Here is an 18,647-nt window from a genome sequence, read left to right as displayed (position 1 = left end):
ATCCGCTCAAATAAATACGAGCTCACGGAGCAGGCCGGCAGACGCTGGTCCCCTGTGGTGGACTCCCCGTCGTCAGCGCCGGGTGGTCGAGCACTGGTGGCCAGTCGCCGGGAATCCCTCGCCGATCGCATCGGCGTGCCCTTTCTGCCTGTTCCTGCTCCTTCGCATGTCAGCTCGTCGCCCACACGGGGCGGCGAGCCTAAACAAAGAAGGAGGGACCTCTTGGAAGGTCCAGAAATCACCGCCGCTGAAGCCGTTCTCGACAACGGCCGTTTCGGCACCCGTACCGTCCGGTTCGAGACCGGACGCCTCGCTCAGCAGGCTCAGGGCGCTGTCGCCGCCTACCTCGACGAGGAGACCATGCTCCTGTCGGCCACCAGTGCCGGCAAGCACCCGCGTGAAGGCTTCGACTTCTTCCCGCTGACCGTCGACGTCGAAGAGCGTTCGTACGCCGCCGGCAAGATCCCCGGTTCGTTCTTCCGCCGCGAGGGTCGCCCCTCCACCGAGGCCATCCTCGTGTGCCGTCTCATCGACCGCCCGCTGCGCCCGTCGTTCGTCGACGGCCTGCGCAACGAGGTGCAGATCGTCGTCACCGTGCTCTCGATCGCCCCCGGCGAGTTCTACGACGCACTGGCGATCAACGCCGCGTCGCTGTCGACCCAGATCTCGGGTCTGCCGTTCTCGGGCCCCATCGCGGGTGTGCGCCTGGCGCTCATCCCCGGCCAGGGCGAGACCGCTGACCAGTGGGTCGCCTTCCCGACCGTCACCCAGCTCGAAGACGCCGTCTTCGACCTCATCGTCGCGGGCCGCGTGCTCGACGACGGCGACGTCGCCATCATGATGGTGGAGGCCGAGGCCACCGAGGGCAGCTGGAACATGATCAAGGGCGGCGCGACCAAGCCCAACGAGCAGGTCGTCGCCGAGGGCCTCGAGGCCGCCAAGCCCTTCCTGCGTCAGCTCGTCGACGCGCAGAACGAGGTCGCGCGCACCGCGGCCAAGGAGATCCAGTCGTTCCCCGTCTTCCCGGCCTACAGCCAGCAGACGTACGACTTCGTCGCCGGCCGCGCCTACGACCGTCTGGTGCCCGTGTACCAGATCGCCGACAAGCAGGAGCGCCAGAACGCCGATGACGAGGTCAAGACCTCCGTCAAGGAGCAGCTCCTCGCCGCCGTCGAGTCGGGCGAGCTGCCCGCCGTCGCGACGCTCGAGTTCAACGCCGCGTACAAGTCGGTCACCAAGACGATCGTCCGCGGTCGCATCCTCGCCGAGGGCGTCCGCATGGACGGCCGTGGCGTCGCCGACATCCGTCCGCTCGACGCCGAGGTGCAGGTCATCCCGCGCGTCCACGGCTCGGCGATCTTCCAGCGCGGCGAGACCCAGATCCTGGGCGTCACCACGCTGAACATGCTCAAGATGGAGCAGCAGATCGACTCGCTGTCGCCCATCACCAGCAAGCGCTACCTGCACCACTACAACTTCCCGCCGTACTCGACCGGTGAGACCGGTCGCGTGGGTTCGCCGAAGCGTCGCGAGATCGGTCACGGCTTCCTGGCCGAGCGCGCCCTCGTTCCGGTGCTGCCCAGCCGCGAGGAGTTCCCCTACGCGATCCGTCAGGTGTCCGAGGCTCTCGGCTCCAACGGCTCGACGTCGATGGGCTCGGTCTGCGCCTCGACCCTGTCGCTACTGAACGCGGGTGTGCCCCTTCGCGCCCCCGTCGCCGGCATCGCGATGGGCCTCGTCACCGACGAGGTCGACGGCCAGACGCGCTACGCCGCTCTGACCGACATCCTCGGCGCCGAAGACGCCCTCGGCGACATGGACTTCAAGGTTGCGGGCACCAGCGAGTTCATCACCGCGATCCAGCTCGACACCAAGCTCGACGGCATCCCGTCGTCGGTGCTGGCCGCAGCCCTCACCCAGGCCAAGGAGGCTCGCCTCACGATCCTCAACGTCCTGAACGCCGCGATCGACGCTCCCGACGAGATGGCGCCCACCGCGCCCCGCGTCATCAGCGTGCAGATCCCGGTCGACAAGATCGGTGAGCTCATCGGACCCAAGGGCAAGACGATCAACTCCATCCAGGACGAGACCGGCGCCCAGATCTCGATCGAGGACGACGGCACCGTGTACATCGGTGCGACCGACGGTCCCTCGGCCGAGGCGGCCCGCGCCCAGGTGAACGCGATCGCGAACCCGACCAACCCCGAGGTGGGCGAGCAGTTCCTCGGAACCGTCGTCAAGATCGCGACCTTCGGTGCGTTCGTCTCGCTGCTCCCCGGCAAGGACGGCCTGCTGCACGTCAGCGAGGTCCGCAAGCTCGCCGGTGGCAAGCGCGTCGAGAACGTCGAAGACGTGCTCTCGGTCGGTCGCAAGATCCTCGTGCGCATCACGAAGATCGACGACCGCGGCAAGCTGTCGCTCGAGCCCGTGCTCGACGAGGATGCCACTACGCCCGAGCCCGCCGACACGCAGAGCTCGGCCGCCGCGAGCGAGGGCCCCGAGGCTCCCGCCGAAGGCTGATCCTTCTGGTTCATCGGATGCCCGTCCCGCCTCGCGCGGGGCGGGCATTCGTCGTGTGACGCGAGTGACGCGTGGGGGAGGCGTGATGACGCCCGCCAAGCGTTACGCAATATTTACCGCCGAGCCGGGCGAAACGACGGGCCGGTCACGGGGACCGCCTACCCTCGGAAGTACGTCGGGGGGCGTGGTGATACGGGTCAGCCGTACCGTCGACCCGGCGCCGCGGAGAGGGGATCTCGCCATGAGCGGCTCAGGCGTCGATGAGACGGCCACGCCGCGCCTGCGACGCGATCGAGCCCCGCATCCGTCGACCCCCATCACCCTGCAGGGCCCCGGCCTCGGCTCGCATGTTCGCGTACCCCTGGGCGAGAGCGGCTTCGAAGTCTTCCCGATGTTCCTCGGCGGTGGAGAGTTCGGCTGGAACGTCGATGCGCGCGCGAGCCACGAGATCCTCGACACCTACGCCGAGCTCGGCGGCAACGCCCTGCACACCGCCGACAGCTACGCCGCGGGACGCAGCGAATTCATCATCGGAGAATGGCTGCGCAGCCGTCGAGCGCGAGACGAGGTCGTGCTGACCGTGCGCGTGGGCAGCCACCCCGACAACCCCGGCCTCGACTCGGTCAACCTGGTGCGTGCGGTCGAGGCCTCGCTGACGCGACTGGGCACCGACCGCATCGACGTGCTGTCGCTCGACGCCGTGCGCGGTGACGCCGCGATGCTCGAAGACACCCTCGCCACGAGCGAGTGGCTGGTCGAGTCCGGCAAGGTGCGGGCGATCGGCGCCCACGGCTACTCGGCCGCTCAGCTCGTCGAGGCCCGCATCCTCTCCTCCGCCGGCTACCCCCGCATCACCGTGCTCGACGTGCCGTACAACGTGCTGCGGCGCGCGGAGTTCGACGGCGACGTGCGGCTGATCGCGCAGGCCCAGAACATGGCGGTGACGCCGTCGCACCCCCTCGCGCACGGATTCCTCGCCGGCGAGACGCGCACCCGCGGTCAGTCGACGCAGTCGGTGCGCGGAACGCAGGTCGCCGCGCACCTGAATCGTCGGGGCTCGCGCGTGCTGCGCGCCCTCGACGCGGTGGGCAGCGAGCTCGGAATCCCGGATGCCGCCGTGGCGGTCGCCTGGCTGCTCGCGCAGAAGGTCGTCACCGCCCCGATCGTCAACGCCTTCGCACCGCGGCACGTGGTCGAATGCATGCGGGCCGTCGGGGTGCGCCTGAGCCGTGCACAGCTGTCGGATATCGCCCGCGCCGCCGAGTGACCGCCCCCTCGTCGGGGTGTGACGTAGGCTGGAAGGACCGGCCGGGGGACGGCAGATCGACGACGGAGTGAGCTGACGTGACGCACTACATCTACCTGGTGCGCCATGGCGAGCACCAAGACGCCGAGCACGGACTCACTGACGGCCCCCTCTCTCCGCGGGGTCAGCGACAGGCCGCTCTGCTGGCCGACCGCCTCTCGGGCCTTCCCCTCGACGCCGTCTGGCACTCGCCCCTCGAGCGCGCCGCGCAGACCGCGCGGGCCGTCGCCGAACGCCTCCCGTCGGTGTCGCCGGAGTCGTCGGCCCTGCTGTTCGACTGCATCCCGACGGGCATGACCCCCGAGACGCCCGCGGCCTACGAGCCCTTCTTCGGTTCGGTGACGGATGCCGAGATCGAAGCCGGGCGCGCGCAGATGGCCGACGCCACGGCGGAGTTCCTCGCGCGCAAAGCCGGCGAGGTGCACGAGCTGGTCATCACGCACAACTTCGTCATCTCGTGGTTCGTCCGCGAGGTGCTGCAGGCCCCCGACTGGCGGTGGATGACGATCAACCAGGCCTACTGCGGTCTCACCGTCATCGCGCAGAAGAAGGGCCGCCCCTGGACGCTGATGTCGCACAACGACCTGGCCCACCTGCCGGTCGAGTTGCGCACGGGGCTTCCCGACCCGCTGCCCGTCTGAGCGGCGCGTCCGCCGATCGGGCGAGTCCACGTGCCTCACCGCGCCTAGGCTGGAGGCATGACGACACGCGTGGCCATCGTGGGCGGGACCGGCAAGCTCGGCGGGGTGATCCGCGAGGTGGTCGATGCCGAGGACGGCTACGAGGTCGTCGCGGTCCTGACCTCGAAGTCGGAGATGAGCGAGCTCGACGGGGCCGACCTCGTCGTGGACGCCTCGACGCCCGCCGTGTCGATCGACATCGTGCGCGCGGCCGTCGACCGCCAGATCAACGTGCTGGTGGGCACCTCGGGGTGGTCGAACGAGCGCATCGCCCTCGTGCGCCCGCTCGTCGAGGCCAGCGGCACGGGGGTCGTCTTCATCCCGAACTTCTCCCTCGGCTCGGTGATCGGCACCGCCCTCGCGGCCGCCGCAGCGCCGTTCTTCCCCTCGATCGAGATCATCGAGGCGCACCGCGAGACGAAGGTGGATTCGCCCAGCGGTACCGCCGTGCGCACCGCGGAGCTCATCTCCGCCGCCCGCGCCGACGTCGGCCCGGTGGAGTCGCCCCACGTCGACCAGCGCGCCCGCGGGCAGCGCGTGGCCTCGGTGCCCATCCACTCGCTGCGGCGGCCGGGCGTCGTCGCCCGGCAGGAGACCGTGCTCTCGGGAGCGGGGGAGTCGCTCACGATCGTCCACGACACCATCGACCCGAAGGCGGCCTACGCCCCCGGCATCCGCATCGCCCTCGCGGCGGCACGGGAGACGCGCGGCGTCGTCGTCGGCTTGGACAGCTTCATCGACATCGGCGTGCGCACCCGCCCCGCGAAGGCGGAGGCGCCCGTCGCCGACGGCGACGTGTCGGGTCAGGTCGCGAGCGTCACGAGCGCATGAAGGTCCGCGTCGCCGTCGCCGTGATGACGGTGCTCCTGCTGATGTACGTCGTCCTCGCCGGACAGCGTGCCATCGTGCTGCTCGGCAGCGGGGAAACCATCGGCATGGTCATGGGGGTCGCGCTCCTCGTGCTGCCGTTGCTGGCGCTCTGGGCGATCGGCCGCGAGCTCTGGTTCGGCGTGCGGGCGCAGCAGCTGGGCGAACGGCTCGATGCCGAGGGAGGGCTTCCCGACGAAGACCTGCCCGTGCGTCCGAGCGGTCGGATCGAGCGTGCCGACGGCGACGCCCTCTTCCCCCGGTACCGGGCCGACGTGGAGGCGCACCCCGACGACTGGCGTGCGCGCTACCGACTGGCCCTGGCGTACGACGCTGCGGGCGACCGCCGTCGCGCGCGCGCCGCGGTGCGCACCGCGGTGCGGCTCGAGACCGCCGAGCGCCGCGCGGCCTGACGCGAAGCCTGCCGCACTGGCGGCCCGGGTTTCGACGCGCAGAAGGTCGCGGGTGCGGAGTGCGGAGATCCGCCGGCCTTCTCGCGCCATGCAGCCGTCGGCGAGACGGGACTCGAGGTCGGCCCTGAGACGCAGGTCAGTACCGCTGCAGCGAGGGCGACCCGATTCGGGCCGCCCTCGCCGCCGTCACGCACCGTCGTGCGCCGGGACCGCCGAGGCCACGGCCTCTTCGACGGTGCGGTGGGTGAACGTGAAGCCGCTCTCCTCGAGAACCGACGGCTTGACGTCGGCGTCGGAGGTGAGGAGGGCCTCGGTCGCGTCTTTTCCGAGCGCGAGCTTGACCGCGAAGATCGGGGCGCGCAGGGCGTAGGGCCTGTTCATGCGTCGGGCGAGCGCGAAGCCCAGGTCGTTCGCCGTCGCCCGCGTCGGTCCGGTGAGGTTCACGGGACCCGCGATGTCGGAATCGATGACGTGGCGGATGGCGCGCACCTCGTCGTCGAGCGAGATCCACGGCCACACCTGGGTGCCGCGACCGATCGGACCGGAGACGCCGAGCTTGGTGAGCACGAGCAGGGGCTTGAGCACTCCCTGCTCGTGGACGACCGGGGCCGTGCGCAGCATGGCCACGCGGGCGTGGTCGCCGGCCTCGCGGGCGGCGGCCTCCCAGTCGACGCAGATGTCGGCGAGCAGGCCCGAGCCGCGCTTCGAGGTCTCGGTGAGCACCGCGCCGGGCTGAGATCCGTAGTACCCCGTCGCGCTGGCGTTGATCAGCGCGGGGGCGTCGGCGCCGAGCGCCCGGACGGCGGCGGCGAGCCTGCGCGTCGGCGTGATGCGCGACCACAGCAGCGTGCTCTTGTACGACGGCGTCCAGGGGAAGCGCCCGATCGATGCGCCGTTCAGGCACACCACGGCATCCGCCCCCGCCAGCACCTCGGGGTCGAGCGGTGCTGCGTCTTTCATCCACTGCACCTCGTGCGACCCGGTGGGGGTGTGACGCACGAGCGAGGTGACCTCGACGCCGTCCGCGCGCAGCGAGTCGGCGAGGGCCGAGCCGATGAGGCCCGACGCGCCGGCGAGGACGACGCGTCGGGCGGGAGTCTCAGGCAAGCGTGGCCTCGAGGGTGATCTCGATGCCCGTCAGCGCCTGCGAGACGGGGCAGTTGGCCTTGGCGTCGGCGGCGATCTTCTGGAACGTCTCGTCGTCGAGCCCGGGCACGACGGCGTTGACGTTCAGGTGGCTGCCGGTGATGCCGGTGCCGGGCTTGAAGGTCACCGACGCGGTGGCGTCGACCGACTCGGGCGGGGTGCCGTTGTCGGCGAGGGCGTTGGAAAGAGCCATGCTGAAGCACGACGAGTGCGCGCCGGCGAGGAGCTCTTCGGGCGTCGTGACCGAGCTGGACCCTTCGCTGCGGGCCTTCCAGTTCACGTCGAACGTGCCGATGCCCGACGAGGTGAAGGTGACCTCACCCGATCCCTCGAACAGGCTGCCCTTCCAGGCGGTGGTGGCTTCGCTCGTGACGGCCATGGGAACCTCCGATAGTGTCCGCGACGGTCAGGGGCGACCGCGACGCGGCCAGCCTAACGAGGGCATCCGACACCCGGCGGGACTTGACAGCCCCTTCGTACACTCGCCGGTCAGGCGGCGGCCGGACCGCGCCGACCGACGAGGCCGGCACGCTGCAGCACGAGGTACAGCTGGCATCCGAGGCACAGCCCGAACACCGCGTTCAGGAACGCCGCGACGAAGGCCATCGCCGCGGCGATCGGCAGCGCCCAGGGGACGCCGGCGAGGTGCAGGAGCAGTCCCACCGCGGTGACGAACAGGCCGACGCCCTGGGCGAAGCGCGGCGGGCGCGGGTCTTCGAACTCGGTGGGCGGGCCCAGTCGGGGCTGCACCACGCGGCGGTACAGCACGCCCCACGGCGCGGTGCGGGGAGAGACGACGCCCCACACGAACAGCGCGGCGATCACGAGCAGCAGCAGGAAGCCGGGGTCGTCGGCGCGGTCGAGCGGAGAGACCTGCTGCACGATCCAGCTCTCGGGCGCGAAGCGCTCCTGTGCGAGCGGCTGGTAGGCGAACCATCCGATGGCGCCGCGCTGGGTCGAGATGCCGACGAGGGCGAGGGCAGTGGCCACGAGCAGGAGGACGGCGGTGATGGATGCCGCGAAGCGGGGGCCGCGGGCGTCGATGCGCGACACGTCAGGCACGGGTGGACTCCTTCTGCAGGGTGTCGAGTTCGCGTTCGACGACGTCGCGGGCGGGAACACCGCCGAAGCGCGTGCGCACGATTCCGCGGCGGTCGAGCACGAGGGTCGTGGGCGTCTGCAGCACGCGGAAGTGCTGGGCGATGTCGGGTCGATGGGTGAGGTCGACGTCGAGGTGACGGACGCCGTCGCGGGTGCGGGCGACGGCGGACAGCATCCGGTGCACACCCGGGCAGCGCGAGCACATCTCGGTGCTGAACTGCAGCAGGGTGGCCTCGCCCCCGAGCGCGTCCACCCCCAGTCGCTGCGGGTCGACGATCTCGACGGAGTCGACGGCCCTTGCGCGGCCCTGACGATGGCGCACGACCAGACCGATCACCGTCGTCACGGCGACGAGCGCGACGAGCAGGAGGAGGGCGACGATCGGTTCCACGAGCGACAACGCTAATGCGCGACGGCGGGGGAGGGGCCGATGAGTCGCCGGATGACGGCGGTGCTCGGAGCCCTCTCGGCCGGGTGCCGCCCCCGCACCCGTCCTCCCCAGCCTCGACCCGCGGCGTAGCCTGCACGGATCGAGCCGCCGGCCCCGTCTTCGCGCTCCGCCCCGGTATCGTGAGGGCCGTGACCGCCGAGATCCCGACGCCCTACGAAGACCTGCTCCGCGACGTGCTCGCCACCGGCGTGCACAAGTCCGATCGCACCGGAACGGGCACGACGAGCGTGTTCGGTCGACAGATCCGCTTCGATCTCGCCGAGGGGTTCCCCCTCATCACCACCAAGCGCGTTCACCTGAAGTCGATCGTCTACGAACTGCTGTGGTTTCTGCGGGGCGAGTCGAACGTGTCGTGGTTGAAGGACAACGGCGTCACCATCTGGGACGAATGGGCGGATGCCGACGGTGAACTGGGCCCCGTGTACGGCGTGCAGTGGCGTTCGTGGCCCACCTCCGACGGCGGCACGATCGACCAGATCTCGCAGGTCGTCGAGCAGATCCGTCGCGATCCCGACTCGCGTCGGCTCATCGTGTCGGCCTGGAACCCGGCCGACATCCCCGACATGGCGCTGGCGCCCTGCCATGCGTTGTTCCAGTTCTACGTCGCCGACGGCAAGCTGTCGTGCCAGCTGTACCAGCGCAGCGCCGACATGTTCCTCGGTGTGCCGTTCAACATCGCCTCGTACGCCCTGCTGACCCTCATGGTGGCGCAGCAGACCGGGCTCGAGCCCGGCGAGTTCGTCTGGACCGGCGGTGACTGCCACGTCTACGACAACCACCGCGAACAGGTCGCCGAGCAGCTGACGCGCGACCCCTACCCGTATCCGACGCTGCGCTTCGCCCGCACGCCCGCCTCGATCTTCGACTACACCTACGACGACATCGTCGTCGAGGACTACCAGCACCACCCGGCGATCCGTGGAGCCGTCGCGGTATGACCACCGTCGGCCTCGTCTGGGCGGAAGCCCACGACGGTGTGATCGGTGCCGACGGCGCGATGCCGTGGCACGTGCCCGAAGACATGGCCCACTTCCGCGAGGTCACCGGATCGGCCGAGGTCGTCATGGGTCGTCGCACCTGGGAGTCGCTGCCGCCGCGATTCCGCCCCCTGCCCGGTCGGCGCAACATCGTGGTGACGCGCTCCGCGGAGTGGGCGGACGAGGGCGCCGAACGCGCCGGGTCGCTCGACGAGGCCCTCGCGCTCACCACGGGCGATGAGGTCTGGGTGATCGGCGGAGGCATGCTCTACGCCGCCGCGATCGGTCGCGCCGACCTGCTCGAGGTCACCCGTCTCGACGTCGCCGTCGACGGCGACACGCGCGCCCCCTCGACCGAGGGGTGGAGCCGAATCGCCTCCGACCCCGAAGCGGGCTGGCACACCTCGCGCAGCGGCATCCGGTATCGCTTCGAAACGTACCGCAGACCAGGGGAGTGACATGGCCACCGCGCTCATCACGGGAGCGAGCTCGGGCCTCGGCGCCGAGTTCGCCCGACAGCTCGCCGCGCGGGGAGCCGGGCTCGTCCTCGTGGCGCGCGATCGCGCGGCGCTCGACCAGGTCGCCGCGGGGATCCGGGCGGCGCACGGCGTCGACGTCGAGGTGCTCGCCGCCGACCTGCTCGACGCCGTCGCGCTCGCGACCGTCGAGCAGCGCCTGGCGGCCGGAGGGATCGACGTGCTCGTCAACAACGCGGGCTTCGGCCTCGACCTGGCCTTCGAGAAGAACCCCGTCGACGACGAGGTGCGGCACCTGCGCCTGCACGTCGAGGCGGCGATGAGGCTCATGCACGCCGCCCTGCCCGCGATGCTCGAGCGGGGGAGCGGGCGCATCGTCAACGTCGCGTCGGTGGCCGGGTTCGTGCCGCGCGGCACCTACGGCGCGGTCAAGAGCTGGCTCATCTCGTTCAGCAGGTGGGCGAACGTCGTCTACGCGCCGCGCGGCGTCACCGTCACCGCGGTGTGCCCGGGGTTCGTGCACACCGACTTCCACGCTCGCCTGGGGCTGCCGCCGGGGCAGGAGGGCGTGCCGAACGGCATGTGGCTCGACGCCGCCACCGTCGTGCGCGAGGGGCTCCGCGACGCGGCCCGCGGTCGGTCGGTGTCGATCCCGTCGTGGCGGTACAAGGTGCTCGTCGCCGCATCGCGGCTGCTGCCCGACGCGGTGGTGGTCGCCGCAGCGTCGCGCGGGCGCTGACCACGCGGCCGTCGCACCGAGGCCGGCCGCGCACGGTCACCGGAAGCGGCCGAGCCGGATCCCGGCGAGAGCGAGCGCGCCGATCGTCTCGCCGTCGGCGATCGTGCCGTCGGCCACGAGATCGAGCGCCTCGGCGAACGGCACCCAGCGCACCGCGTCGATGCCCTCCTCGGACTGCGACTGCGTGGCATCCGTCGTCTTCAATCCCCTCGCGAGGAAGACGTGCTCGGGGGCATCGGCGATGCCGTTGAGGGCGTTCATTCGGCCGAGGGGGATCCATTCGGATGCCGAGACCCCGGTCTCTTCGAGCAGCTCGCGCTTCGCGGCCACCAGCGGATCCTCGCCGTCGGAGCCGCCCGCGGGGACCTCGAGCGAGCGCCCCGTCGTGTAGCGCTCGAGCTCGACGAGGCAGACGCGATCCTCGTCGTCGAGGGCCACGACGAAAACCGCCGGATGCTGCATCCGCACCACGCCGTAGATGCCATCGCCGTGGGGGCCGGTCACCTCGTCTTCGCGCACGTGGATCCAGCGGTTCTCGTAGACGGTGCGCGACGCGCGGGTGGTCCAGACCATGACGCCACCCTAGGACGCGGCTCGCGTCACGGATTGTTCACCGCCGCGGTGGATGACGCCGAGGGCCGACCTTCGCGAACCGATACCCTGGGAGCATGACGCACTCCGGCAATCCCTTCGGTCAGGTGCTCGTCGCGCTCATCACCCCGATGACCGCCGACGGCGAAGTCGATTGGCCCGCCACCGAGAAGCACATCGACGACGTCATCACCGCCGGGGCAGACGGCATCGTCGTCACGGGCACGACGGGCGAGACCTCCACCCTCACCGACCCCGAGAAGCTGCGTCTCGTCGAGGTCGGCAAGAGCGTATCGGCCGGTCGCGCGAAGATCATCACCGGCGGTGGCTCCAACGAGACCGCGCACGCCATCGAGCTCTACAAGGCCAGCGAGAAGGCCGGCGCCGACGGCATCATGATCGTCACGCCGTACTACAACAAGCCCACGCAGGCCGGCATCCTGACGCACTTCCGCCTGGTCGCCGACGCGACCGACCTGCCGGTCATCCTCTACGACATCCCCGGCCGCACCGGTGTGCCCATCAAGTACGAGACGATCCTGCGCCTGGCCAAGCACCCCAACATCCTCGCGATCAAAGACGCCAAGGGCGACTTCAGCGAGGTCAGCCGCGTGCTCAACCAGACCGACCTCATGTACTTCTCCGGCGACGACGCCAACGTGCTGCCGCACCTGTCGATCGGGGCCTCCGGCCTCATCGGGGTGACCGCCAACATCGCGGCCGCGCCCTACCGCACCATCGTCGACGCCGTGAACGCCGGTGACCTCGCCTCGGCCACCGCCGCGCACAAGGGTCTCGAGCCGCTCGTGCGCGCCGTCATGACCCACGTGCCCGGCACCGTCGCTGCGAAGTACATCCTGCACGGCCTCGGCCGCATCGGCAGCCCCCGCGTCCGCCTGCCCCTCGTCGGGCCGGAGGAGTGGGAAGCCGCTGTTATCGAAGACGAGCTGGCCCTCGTGAAGAACGTGGCCGGCGCCGACTTCTCCAACTTCCGCCCCGACCGCAACGCGGCCGCCGGCGGTGCTCTGCCGAAGGTGCACGGCACCACGAGATAAGCATCGGCGTCCGCCGAACCGCGGCCAGGGACGCCACACGAAGGGATGCCGCGAGGCGGCATCCGAGGAGGCTCATATGCCCACTACCCCGTTCGACCCGCCCGCGCTCGCCGCCGGCACCCTCCGCGTCATCCCGCTCGGCGGCCTCGGCGAAGTCGGTCGCAACATGACCGTGTTCGAGTACCAGGGCAAGCTCCTCGTCGTCGACTGCGGCGTGCTGTTCCCCGAGGAGCACCAGCCCGGCGTCGACCTGATCCTGCCCGACTTCGAGCCGATCAAGCACCGCCTCGACGACATCGTCGGCGTCGTGCTCACCCACGGCCACGAAGACCACATCGGCGCCGTGCCCTACCTGCTCAAGCTCAAGGGCGACATCCCCCTCATCGGCTCGGGCCTCACGCTCGCCCTCATCGAGGCGAAGCTCAAAGAGCACCGCATCCGTCCCTACACGCTGACGGTGAAGGAGGGACAGCACGAGAAGGTCGGGCCCTTCGACCTCGAGTTCATCGCCGTCAACCACTCCATCCCCGATGCCCTCGCCGTCGCGATCCGCACGCCCGCGGGTCTGGTGCTCGCCACCGGCGACTTCAAGATGGACCAGCTGCCGCTCGACGGTCGCATCACCGACCTCCGCGCCTTCGCGCGCCTCGGCGAAGAGGGAGTCGACCTGTTCCTGGTCGACTCCACCAACGCCGACGTGCCCGGCTTCACGCCCACCGAGCGGGGTATCGGCCCGGTGCTCGACCAGGTGATCGCCAAGGCACCGCGCCGCGTGGTGGTGGCGAGCTTCTCGAGCCACGTGCACCGCGTGCAGCAGGTGCTCGACGCCGCTCACGCGAACGGCCGCCGCGTCGCGCTCCTCGGCCGCAGCATGGTGCGCAACATGGGCATCGCCGCCGACCTCGGCTACCTCAACGTGCCCGACGGCGTCCTCATCGACTACAAGAAGGCGCGCGACCTGCCCGACGACAAGATCGTCTACATGTCGACCGGTTCGCAGGGCGAGCCGATGGCCGTGCTCAGCCGCATGGCCAACCTCGACCACGCGATCGAACCGGGCGAGGGCGACACGATCATCCTGGCATCCAGCCAGATCCCCGGAAACGAGAACGCGATCTACCGCGTGATCGACGGGCTCACCAAGCTCGGCGCGACCGTCGTGCACAAGGGCAACGCCAAGGTGCACGTCTCGGGTCACGCCGCAGCCGGGGAACTGCTGTACTGCTACAACATCCTCAAGCCGAAGAACGTCCTCCCCGTGCACGGCGAGTACCGCCACCTGATGGCGAACGCGAAGCTCGCGCGCGAGACCGGCATTCCGGAGGAGAACACGATCCTCGGCGAGAACGGCACCGTCGTCGACCTGCGCGACGGCGTCGCCAAGGTCGTCGGGCAGGTCGACATCGGCTTCGTGTACGTCGACGGTTCGTCGGTGGGCGAGATCACGGATGCCGACCTCAAAGACCGCCGCATCCTCGGCGAAGAGGGCTTCATCTCGGTCATCGTCGTCGTCGATTCGGCGACCGGCAAGATCGTGTCCGGCCCCGACATCCACGCGCGCGGTGTCGCCGAGGATGACAAGGTCTTCGACAGCGTCAAGCCGAAGATCGCCGCGGCTCTCGCCGAGGCCGCCACGTCGGGCGTCCGCGACAACCACGCGCTCTCGCAGGTGGTGCGCCGCGTGATCGGCCGCTGGGTCAACCAGTCGCTGCGTCGTCGGCCCATGATCGTTCCGATGGTCATAGAGGCCTGAGCGCCGACATCGCCTCACGAAGCGCCGCGGGTCCGCCTGCGGCGCTTCGTCGTTCCCGGCCCCCGCTCGAGGTCGACGCTCGCTATCATGCGGGCATGCCCGGTCTCCCGATCCGCGCGGCGATCGCCTCCGACGGCGCCTTCCTCGCCGACATGACGGTCGAGGCCGCCACCTGGCGCGCGGGCGCCGTCCGGCCCCGGCACGAGGTGCTGAGCAGCCCCGACCACCGGCGCTACATCGCGGGGTGGATGCGTCCGGGTGACGCGGGCTTCGTCGCGGAGTCGCCGAGCGGCGAGCCGGTGGGGGCCGCCTGGTACCGCATGTTCCCGCGCGACGAGCCCGGCTTCGGGTGGATCGGGACGGGGGTGCCGGAGCTCATCATCGGTGTGCGTCCGCTCTGGCGTGCGCACGGGGCGGGCAGGGCGCTGCTGCAGCGCCTCGACGACCACGCCCGCAGCCAGGGTTTCGCCCGCATCAGCCTCAGCGTCGAGCGCGACAACTACGCCGTCTCGCTGTACAGGTCGGAGGGATTCGCCGTGGTGCGGCGGGGGATCGGTCGCGACGTCATGGCTAAGCGCCTGCGCTGAACCCCGCGTCGGTACGGGCGAATGTCGGAGGTCCGGCCTACCGTGGAGGAATGGCTCGTACCTCTTCACCGTCCGGCGGTCGCGCCCCCGCGAAGGGGTCGCCACGCGCCAAGGCCGCGGCGCCCGCGCCGAAGCGCTCGGCTCCGGCCCCGAAACGGTACGTCGACGAGCCGGAGAAGCCCGCTGTGGTGGTGCGCGCCTGGATGGCGGTGGCCCACGGTGTGGGCGGCATGTTCCGTGCGTTCGGCCCCGAGAACCTCGAGCGCGACCAGCGCCGCGACGGCTTCCCCTTCTTCCTGGTGGTCCTCGCCGTCCTGGGTGCCGTGGTCGAGTGGTTCTTCATCGGAACGGATGCCGCGACCCTCATCAGCGCCTACAGCTTCGGCATGCTCTTCGGGCGGGTGGCGTTCTTCCTGCCCGTCCTCCTGCTGCTGCTGGCGGGCTGGCTCTTCCGTCACCCCGCCTCGGTGCACGACAACGGGCGCGTCGGGATCGGCTTCGGACTCTTCGTCGTGGTGCTCTCCGGGTTCCTGCACGTGGCGGGCGGTCGTCCCGCTCCGAGCGCCGGCGGTCCGCCGGTCCTGAGCCCCGCCGGCGGCATCGCCGGATGGATCGTCGGAGAGCCCCTGGCCCTCGTCCTCACCGATGTCGGGGCCTACATCGCCCTGTCGCTGCTGGCCGTGCTGAGCGTGCTCATCCTCACCAAGACCCCGCCGAACCGCATCGGGCGGCGTCTGGGCGACCTCTACGCCTGGATGTTCGGGGCGGAGCGCGTCGAACGCGACGACACCGCGACCACCAAGGTGCTCCCCGCCGACGAAGACGAAGAGTCCGGCGAGAAGTCGCTGCCCTGGTGGCGGCGCAACAAGTCGGGCCGCGAAGAAGACGTCGACGGTTCCCTCGGTTCCGACGACCTCACCGAACTGCTCTCGCCCGGTACGCCGGTGGGCGGTTTCGAGTCGGCGGTCGTGGCTCCGGAGCCCGCTCCTGCGCGCACGCACGCTCCCACCCCGCACCCCGTCCCGCCGACGCCCGACGCCCTCACCGAGGTCTTCGACGCCAGCGCACTGGCCGGCGCGGTGTCGGGTCGCGGACTCCACGACGATTCCCCGCTCGAGACGCACGACGAGGAGCTTCCGGGCATCTCGGGACTCGGGGGCGACTCCGCGGGTGCGCCGCCGTCGGCGAACTACCGCCTGCCCGCCGTCACGGCCCTCGCCGCCGGTACCCCGCCGAAGGCGCGGTCCGCGGCGAACGACGCGGTGGTCAAGGCCATCGAGAGCGTCATGGAGCAGTTCAAGGTCGACGCCCGCGTGACCGGGTTCTCACGGGGCCCGACCGTGACGCAGTACGAGATCGAGGTCGGCCCGGGCGTGAAGGTGGAGCGCATCACCGCGCTGACCAACAACATCGCCTACGCCGTCGCCTCGAACGAGGTCCGCATCCTCGCGCCCATCCCGGGCAAGAGCGCGATCGGCGTCGAGATCCCCAACGCCGACCGCGAGATCGTCACGCTCGGAGACATCCTCCGCTCGGACGCCGCGACCACCTCCACGCACCCGATGACCATCGGCGTCGGCAAAGACGTCGGCGGCGGATTCGTCGTGGCCAACCTCGCGAAGATGCCCCACCTCCTCGTGGCCGGTTCCACGGGTTCGGGTAAGTCCAGCTTCGTGAACTCGATGATCACGAGCCTGCTCATGCGGGCCAAGCCCTCCGACGTGCGCATGGTGCTCATCGACCCCAAGCGCGTCGAGCTGACGTCGTACGCGGGTGTGCCGCACCTGATCACCCCCATCATCACGAACCCCAAGAAGGCCGCAGAGGCGCTGCAGTGGGTCGTGAAAGAGATGGACATGCGGTACGACGACCTCGCCTCGTTCGGCTTCCGCCACATCGACGACTTCAACAAGGCGGTCGTGGCGGGCGAGATCACGCTGCCGGCGGGTAGCGAGCGGGTGCTCAAGCCCTACCCCTACCTCCTGGTGGTCGTCGACGAGCTCGCCGACCTCATGATGGTCGCCCCGCGCGACGTCGAGGATTCGATCGTCCGCATCACCCAGCTGGCACGCGCGAGCGGCATCCACCTGGTGCTGGCCACGCAGCGCCCCTCGGTCGATGTCGTCACCGGTCTCATCAAGGCAAACGTGCCCTCGCGCCTCGCCTTCGCCGTGACCAGCGTCACCGACTCGCGCGTCATCCTCGACCAGCCCGGTGCCGACCGCCTGATCGGTCAGGGCGACGGACTCTTCCTGCCGATGGGCGCTTCGAAGGCCGTCCGCGTGCAGGGCGCCTGGGTGAGTGAGCAGGAGATCGAGAAGGTCGTCGCTCACGTCACCCAGCAAGCCCGTCCCGAGTACCGTTCCGACGTGCAGGCGACGGCCGAGAAGAAAGAGATCGACGCCGACATCGGCGACGACCTCGAGTTGCTGCTCGCCGCCGCCGAGCTGGTCGTGTCGACGCAGTTCGGGTCGACCTCGATGCTGCAGCGCAAGCTGCGCGTGGGGTTCGCCAAGGCCGGCCGACTCATGGACCTCCTCGAGTCCCGCGAGATCGTCGGGCCCTCCGAAGGCTCGAAGGCGCGCGACGTGCTGGTGACCAACGAGCAACTGCCCGCCGTCATGGCGCGTCTGCGTGGTGACGATGCGCCCCCGGCCGCCCCCGCGGCGAGCGACGACCGCTACGGTGAAGATCCGATCGAGGCGCAATTCGAGGGTCTCCCCGTCGTCCACGCCGACGACGACGAGGGCAACGAAGACGCCTGGCAGCTGACAGGACGCGACTGATGGCCGTTCACCGGCAACTACCCAACGCGATCACGATCGCGCGCATCATCTGCGCGCCGATCTTCCTGTGGCTGCTCCTCGTCGACGCGGGCGCCGACGGCGGTCTGCGGTGGGCCGCGGCGATCCTGTTCATCGTCGCCATCGCGACCGACGGCATCGACGGCTACATCGCCCGCAAGTACAACATCGTCAGCGATCTGGGCAAGCTGCTCGATCCGATCGCCGACAAGGCGTTGACGGGGCTCGCGTTCGTCGGGCTCTCGATCCTCGGCGAACTGCCGTGGTGGATCACGATCGTCGTGCTCGTGCGCGAGATCGGCATCACCGTCTACCGCTTCATCGTCGTCAGCGATCACGTGCTCGCCGCAGCGTGGATGGGCAAGCTCAAGACCGTGTTCCAGGCCGTCGCCCTGTCGATCGCGCTGATCCCGTTCGCGACCTTCTCCGATTCCGCCGTGTGGCAGGGCGTCGTGTGGTGGGCCGGCGTCATCACCATGACGATCGCCGTCCTGCTGACCATCGCTTCCGGAATCGACTACATCGTGACCGAGGTGCGCGCCGCGCGTCATCGGCGCGGCACGCGATGATCGACGGGGTTCCCGAGGATCTCGACGAGACCGTCGTGCGGACGCCGTTCGAGAGCGCTTCGCTGCTGCTCGACCGGCTGGCCGAGCTCGGGTGGACCGTCGCGGTCGCCGAGTCGCTGACCGGTGGGCTCGTCGTCTCGTCGCTGGTCGATGTTCCCGGGGCGTCCCGCGTCGTGCGCGGGGGAGTGGTCGCGTACGCCACGGACCTGAAGCACGGGGTGCTCGGTGTGGATCAGGCCCTGCTCGACGCGCACGGGGCGGTACATCCGCGCGTGGCGCGGCAGATGGCTCGGGGCGTGCGCGATGTGCTGGGCCGCGACGGCGTCGCCGCCGACGTCGGCATCGCGACCACGGGTGTCGCGGGTCCCGACGAGCAAGACGGCCAACCGGTCGGCACCGTGCACATCGCGGTGTCGACGCCGCTCGGCACGCGAGTCGACTCGCTCGTCATCGCCGGGGATCGAGATCGCATCCGCCGCGAGACGGCTCATCTGGCCGTGCGCAGGGCGTTAGCGGCCCTCTGAACCGGGCATCACCGAACCCACGCTGAATGCGGGGAACAAATGATGTCACATCGCGGTTTCGTTGAGCGATTCCCATCCTGTCCACAGC

The 18,647-nt window shown here is 70.2% G+C and carries 19 protein-coding genes; 14 read left to right on the top strand and 5 right to left on the bottom strand.

What is annotated here, in order from left to right; all coding sequences use genetic code 11:
• The first annotated feature begins 222 nt into the window (after positions 1-222).
• From M3667_RS01285 to M3667_RS01265, 5 genes are all read left to right on the top strand, one after another.
• Positions 223-2,520 (top strand): polyribonucleotide nucleotidyltransferase, encoded by a 2,298-nt coding sequence (locus M3667_RS01285; RefSeq protein ID WP_251504004.1) that lies wholly within the window; start codon positions 223-225, stop codon positions 2,518-2,520.
• Between the two features lie 241 nt (positions 2,521-2,761).
• Positions 2,762-3,787: an aldo/keto reductase gene (locus tag M3667_RS01280; RefSeq protein ID WP_144828347.1), complete on the top strand. Its 1,026-nt coding sequence runs from the start codon at positions 2,762-2,764 to the stop codon at positions 3,785-3,787.
• Between the two features lie 77 nt (positions 3,788-3,864).
• Positions 3,865-4,467: a histidine phosphatase family protein gene (locus tag M3667_RS01275; RefSeq protein WP_251504001.1), complete on the top strand. Its 603-nt coding sequence runs from the start codon at positions 3,865-3,867 to the stop codon at positions 4,465-4,467.
• A gap of 57 nt (positions 4,468-4,524) precedes the next feature.
• Positions 4,525-5,337 (top strand): 4-hydroxy-tetrahydrodipicolinate reductase, encoded by an 813-nt coding sequence (gene dapB / locus M3667_RS01270; protein ID WP_251503998.1) that lies wholly within the window; start codon positions 4,525-4,527, stop codon positions 5,335-5,337.
• Entirely contained in the window at positions 5,334-5,786 is a 453-nt protein-coding gene (locus M3667_RS01265; protein WP_251503995.1) for a hypothetical protein, read from the top strand. The genes dapB and M3667_RS01265 overlap by 4 nt, the downstream gene beginning before the upstream one ends.
• Before the next feature lie 186 nt (positions 5,787-5,972).
• Here M3667_RS01265 and M3667_RS01260 read toward each other — a convergent pair whose 3' ends face one another.
• The 4 genes from M3667_RS01260 to M3667_RS01245 form a co-directional block, all read right to left on the bottom strand.
• Positions 5,973-6,893, bottom strand: coding sequence for a TIGR01777 family oxidoreductase (locus M3667_RS01260; RefSeq protein ID WP_251503991.1), 921 nt, complete (start codon positions 6,891-6,893; stop codon positions 5,973-5,975).
• Positions 6,886-7,311 (bottom strand): OsmC family peroxiredoxin, encoded by a 426-nt coding sequence (locus M3667_RS01255; protein ID WP_144828335.1) that lies wholly within the window; start codon positions 7,309-7,311, stop codon positions 6,886-6,888. Before M3667_RS01255 ends, M3667_RS01260 begins: the two co-directional genes overlap by 8 nt.
• Positions 7,312-7,421: 110 nt before the next feature.
• Entirely contained in the window at positions 7,422-7,994 is a 573-nt protein-coding gene (locus tag M3667_RS01250) for a DUF4395 domain-containing protein (protein WP_251503988.1), read from the bottom strand.
• Positions 7,987-8,424: a thioredoxin family protein gene (locus tag M3667_RS01245; RefSeq protein ID WP_251503985.1), complete on the bottom strand. Its 438-nt coding sequence runs from the start codon at positions 8,422-8,424 to the stop codon at positions 7,987-7,989. Before M3667_RS01245 ends, M3667_RS01250 begins: the two co-directional genes overlap by 8 nt.
• A 188-nt stretch (positions 8,425-8,612) precedes the next feature.
• Here M3667_RS01245 and M3667_RS01240 point away from each other — a divergent pair, with 188 nt between their 5' ends.
• From M3667_RS01240 to M3667_RS01230, 3 genes are read left to right on the top strand one after another with little or no spacing between them, the layout of a single operon-like run.
• Positions 8,613-9,422 (top strand): thymidylate synthase, encoded by an 810-nt coding sequence (locus tag M3667_RS01240; RefSeq protein WP_144828327.1) that lies wholly within the window; start codon positions 8,613-8,615, stop codon positions 9,420-9,422.
• Complete coding sequence (locus tag M3667_RS01235; RefSeq protein WP_251503981.1) at positions 9,419-9,919, top strand: dihydrofolate reductase; 501 nt, start codon at positions 9,419-9,421, stop codon at positions 9,917-9,919. The genes M3667_RS01240 and M3667_RS01235 overlap by 4 nt, the downstream gene beginning before the upstream one ends.
• Position 9,920: 1 nt before the next feature.
• A complete protein-coding gene (locus tag M3667_RS01230) occupies positions 9,921-10,676 on the top strand; it encodes an SDR family oxidoreductase (RefSeq protein WP_251503977.1) in 756 nt (251 codons plus the stop codon).
• A gap of 36 nt (positions 10,677-10,712) precedes the next feature.
• Here M3667_RS01230 and M3667_RS01225 read toward each other — a convergent pair whose 3' ends face one another.
• A complete protein-coding gene (locus tag M3667_RS01225) occupies positions 10,713-11,249 on the bottom strand; it encodes an NUDIX hydrolase (protein ID WP_251503974.1) in 537 nt (178 codons plus the stop codon).
• A gap of 95 nt (positions 11,250-11,344) precedes the next feature.
• On the opposite strand from M3667_RS01225, the gene dapA reads away from it, so the two are divergent.
• The 6 genes from dapA to M3667_RS01195 all read left to right on the top strand — a co-directional run bounded on the left by dapA (position 11,345) and on the right by M3667_RS01195 (position 18,559).
• Complete coding sequence (dapA, locus tag M3667_RS01220) at positions 11,345-12,322, top strand: 4-hydroxy-tetrahydrodipicolinate synthase (RefSeq protein ID WP_058232286.1); 978 nt, start codon at positions 11,345-11,347, stop codon at positions 12,320-12,322.
• A 76-nt stretch (positions 12,323-12,398) separates the two neighbouring features.
• Positions 12,399-14,075 carry a ribonuclease J gene (locus tag M3667_RS01215; protein WP_251503971.1) on the top strand — a complete coding sequence of 559 codons (1,677 nt, stop codon included), beginning with the start codon at positions 12,399-12,401 and terminating at the stop codon, positions 14,073-14,075.
• Positions 14,076-14,170: 95 nt separating this feature from the next.
• Positions 14,171-14,662, top strand: a complete 492-nt coding sequence (locus tag M3667_RS01210; protein ID WP_251503969.1) for a GNAT family N-acetyltransferase — start codon at positions 14,171-14,173, stop codon at positions 14,660-14,662.
• 50 nt (positions 14,663-14,712) lie between these two features.
• Positions 14,713-17,448, top strand: a complete 2,736-nt coding sequence (locus M3667_RS01205) for a DNA translocase FtsK (protein WP_251503967.1) — start codon at positions 14,713-14,715, stop codon at positions 17,446-17,448.
• The gene (pgsA, locus tag M3667_RS01200; RefSeq protein ID WP_251503965.1) at positions 17,448-18,035 is read left to right on the top strand and encodes a CDP-diacylglycerol--glycerol-3-phosphate 3-phosphatidyltransferase; all 588 of its coding nucleotides are present in this window, start codon (positions 17,448-17,450) and stop codon (positions 18,033-18,035) included. The genes M3667_RS01205 and pgsA overlap by 1 nt, the downstream gene beginning before the upstream one ends.
• Positions 18,032-18,559 (top strand): CinA family protein, encoded by a 528-nt coding sequence (locus tag M3667_RS01195; RefSeq protein WP_251503962.1) that lies wholly within the window; start codon positions 18,032-18,034, stop codon positions 18,557-18,559. The genes pgsA and M3667_RS01195 overlap by 4 nt, the downstream gene beginning before the upstream one ends.
• Positions 18,560-18,647 lie beyond the last annotated feature (88 nt).

Source organism: Microbacterium sp. P26, from assembly GCF_023712585.1.
GTDB lineage: Bacteria > Actinomycetota > Actinomycetes > Actinomycetales > Microbacteriaceae > Microbacterium > Microbacterium algihabitans_A.
The sequence above is the reverse complement of the archived record's forward strand: the minus strand, read 5'-3'. Positions and strand labels throughout refer to the sequence as shown.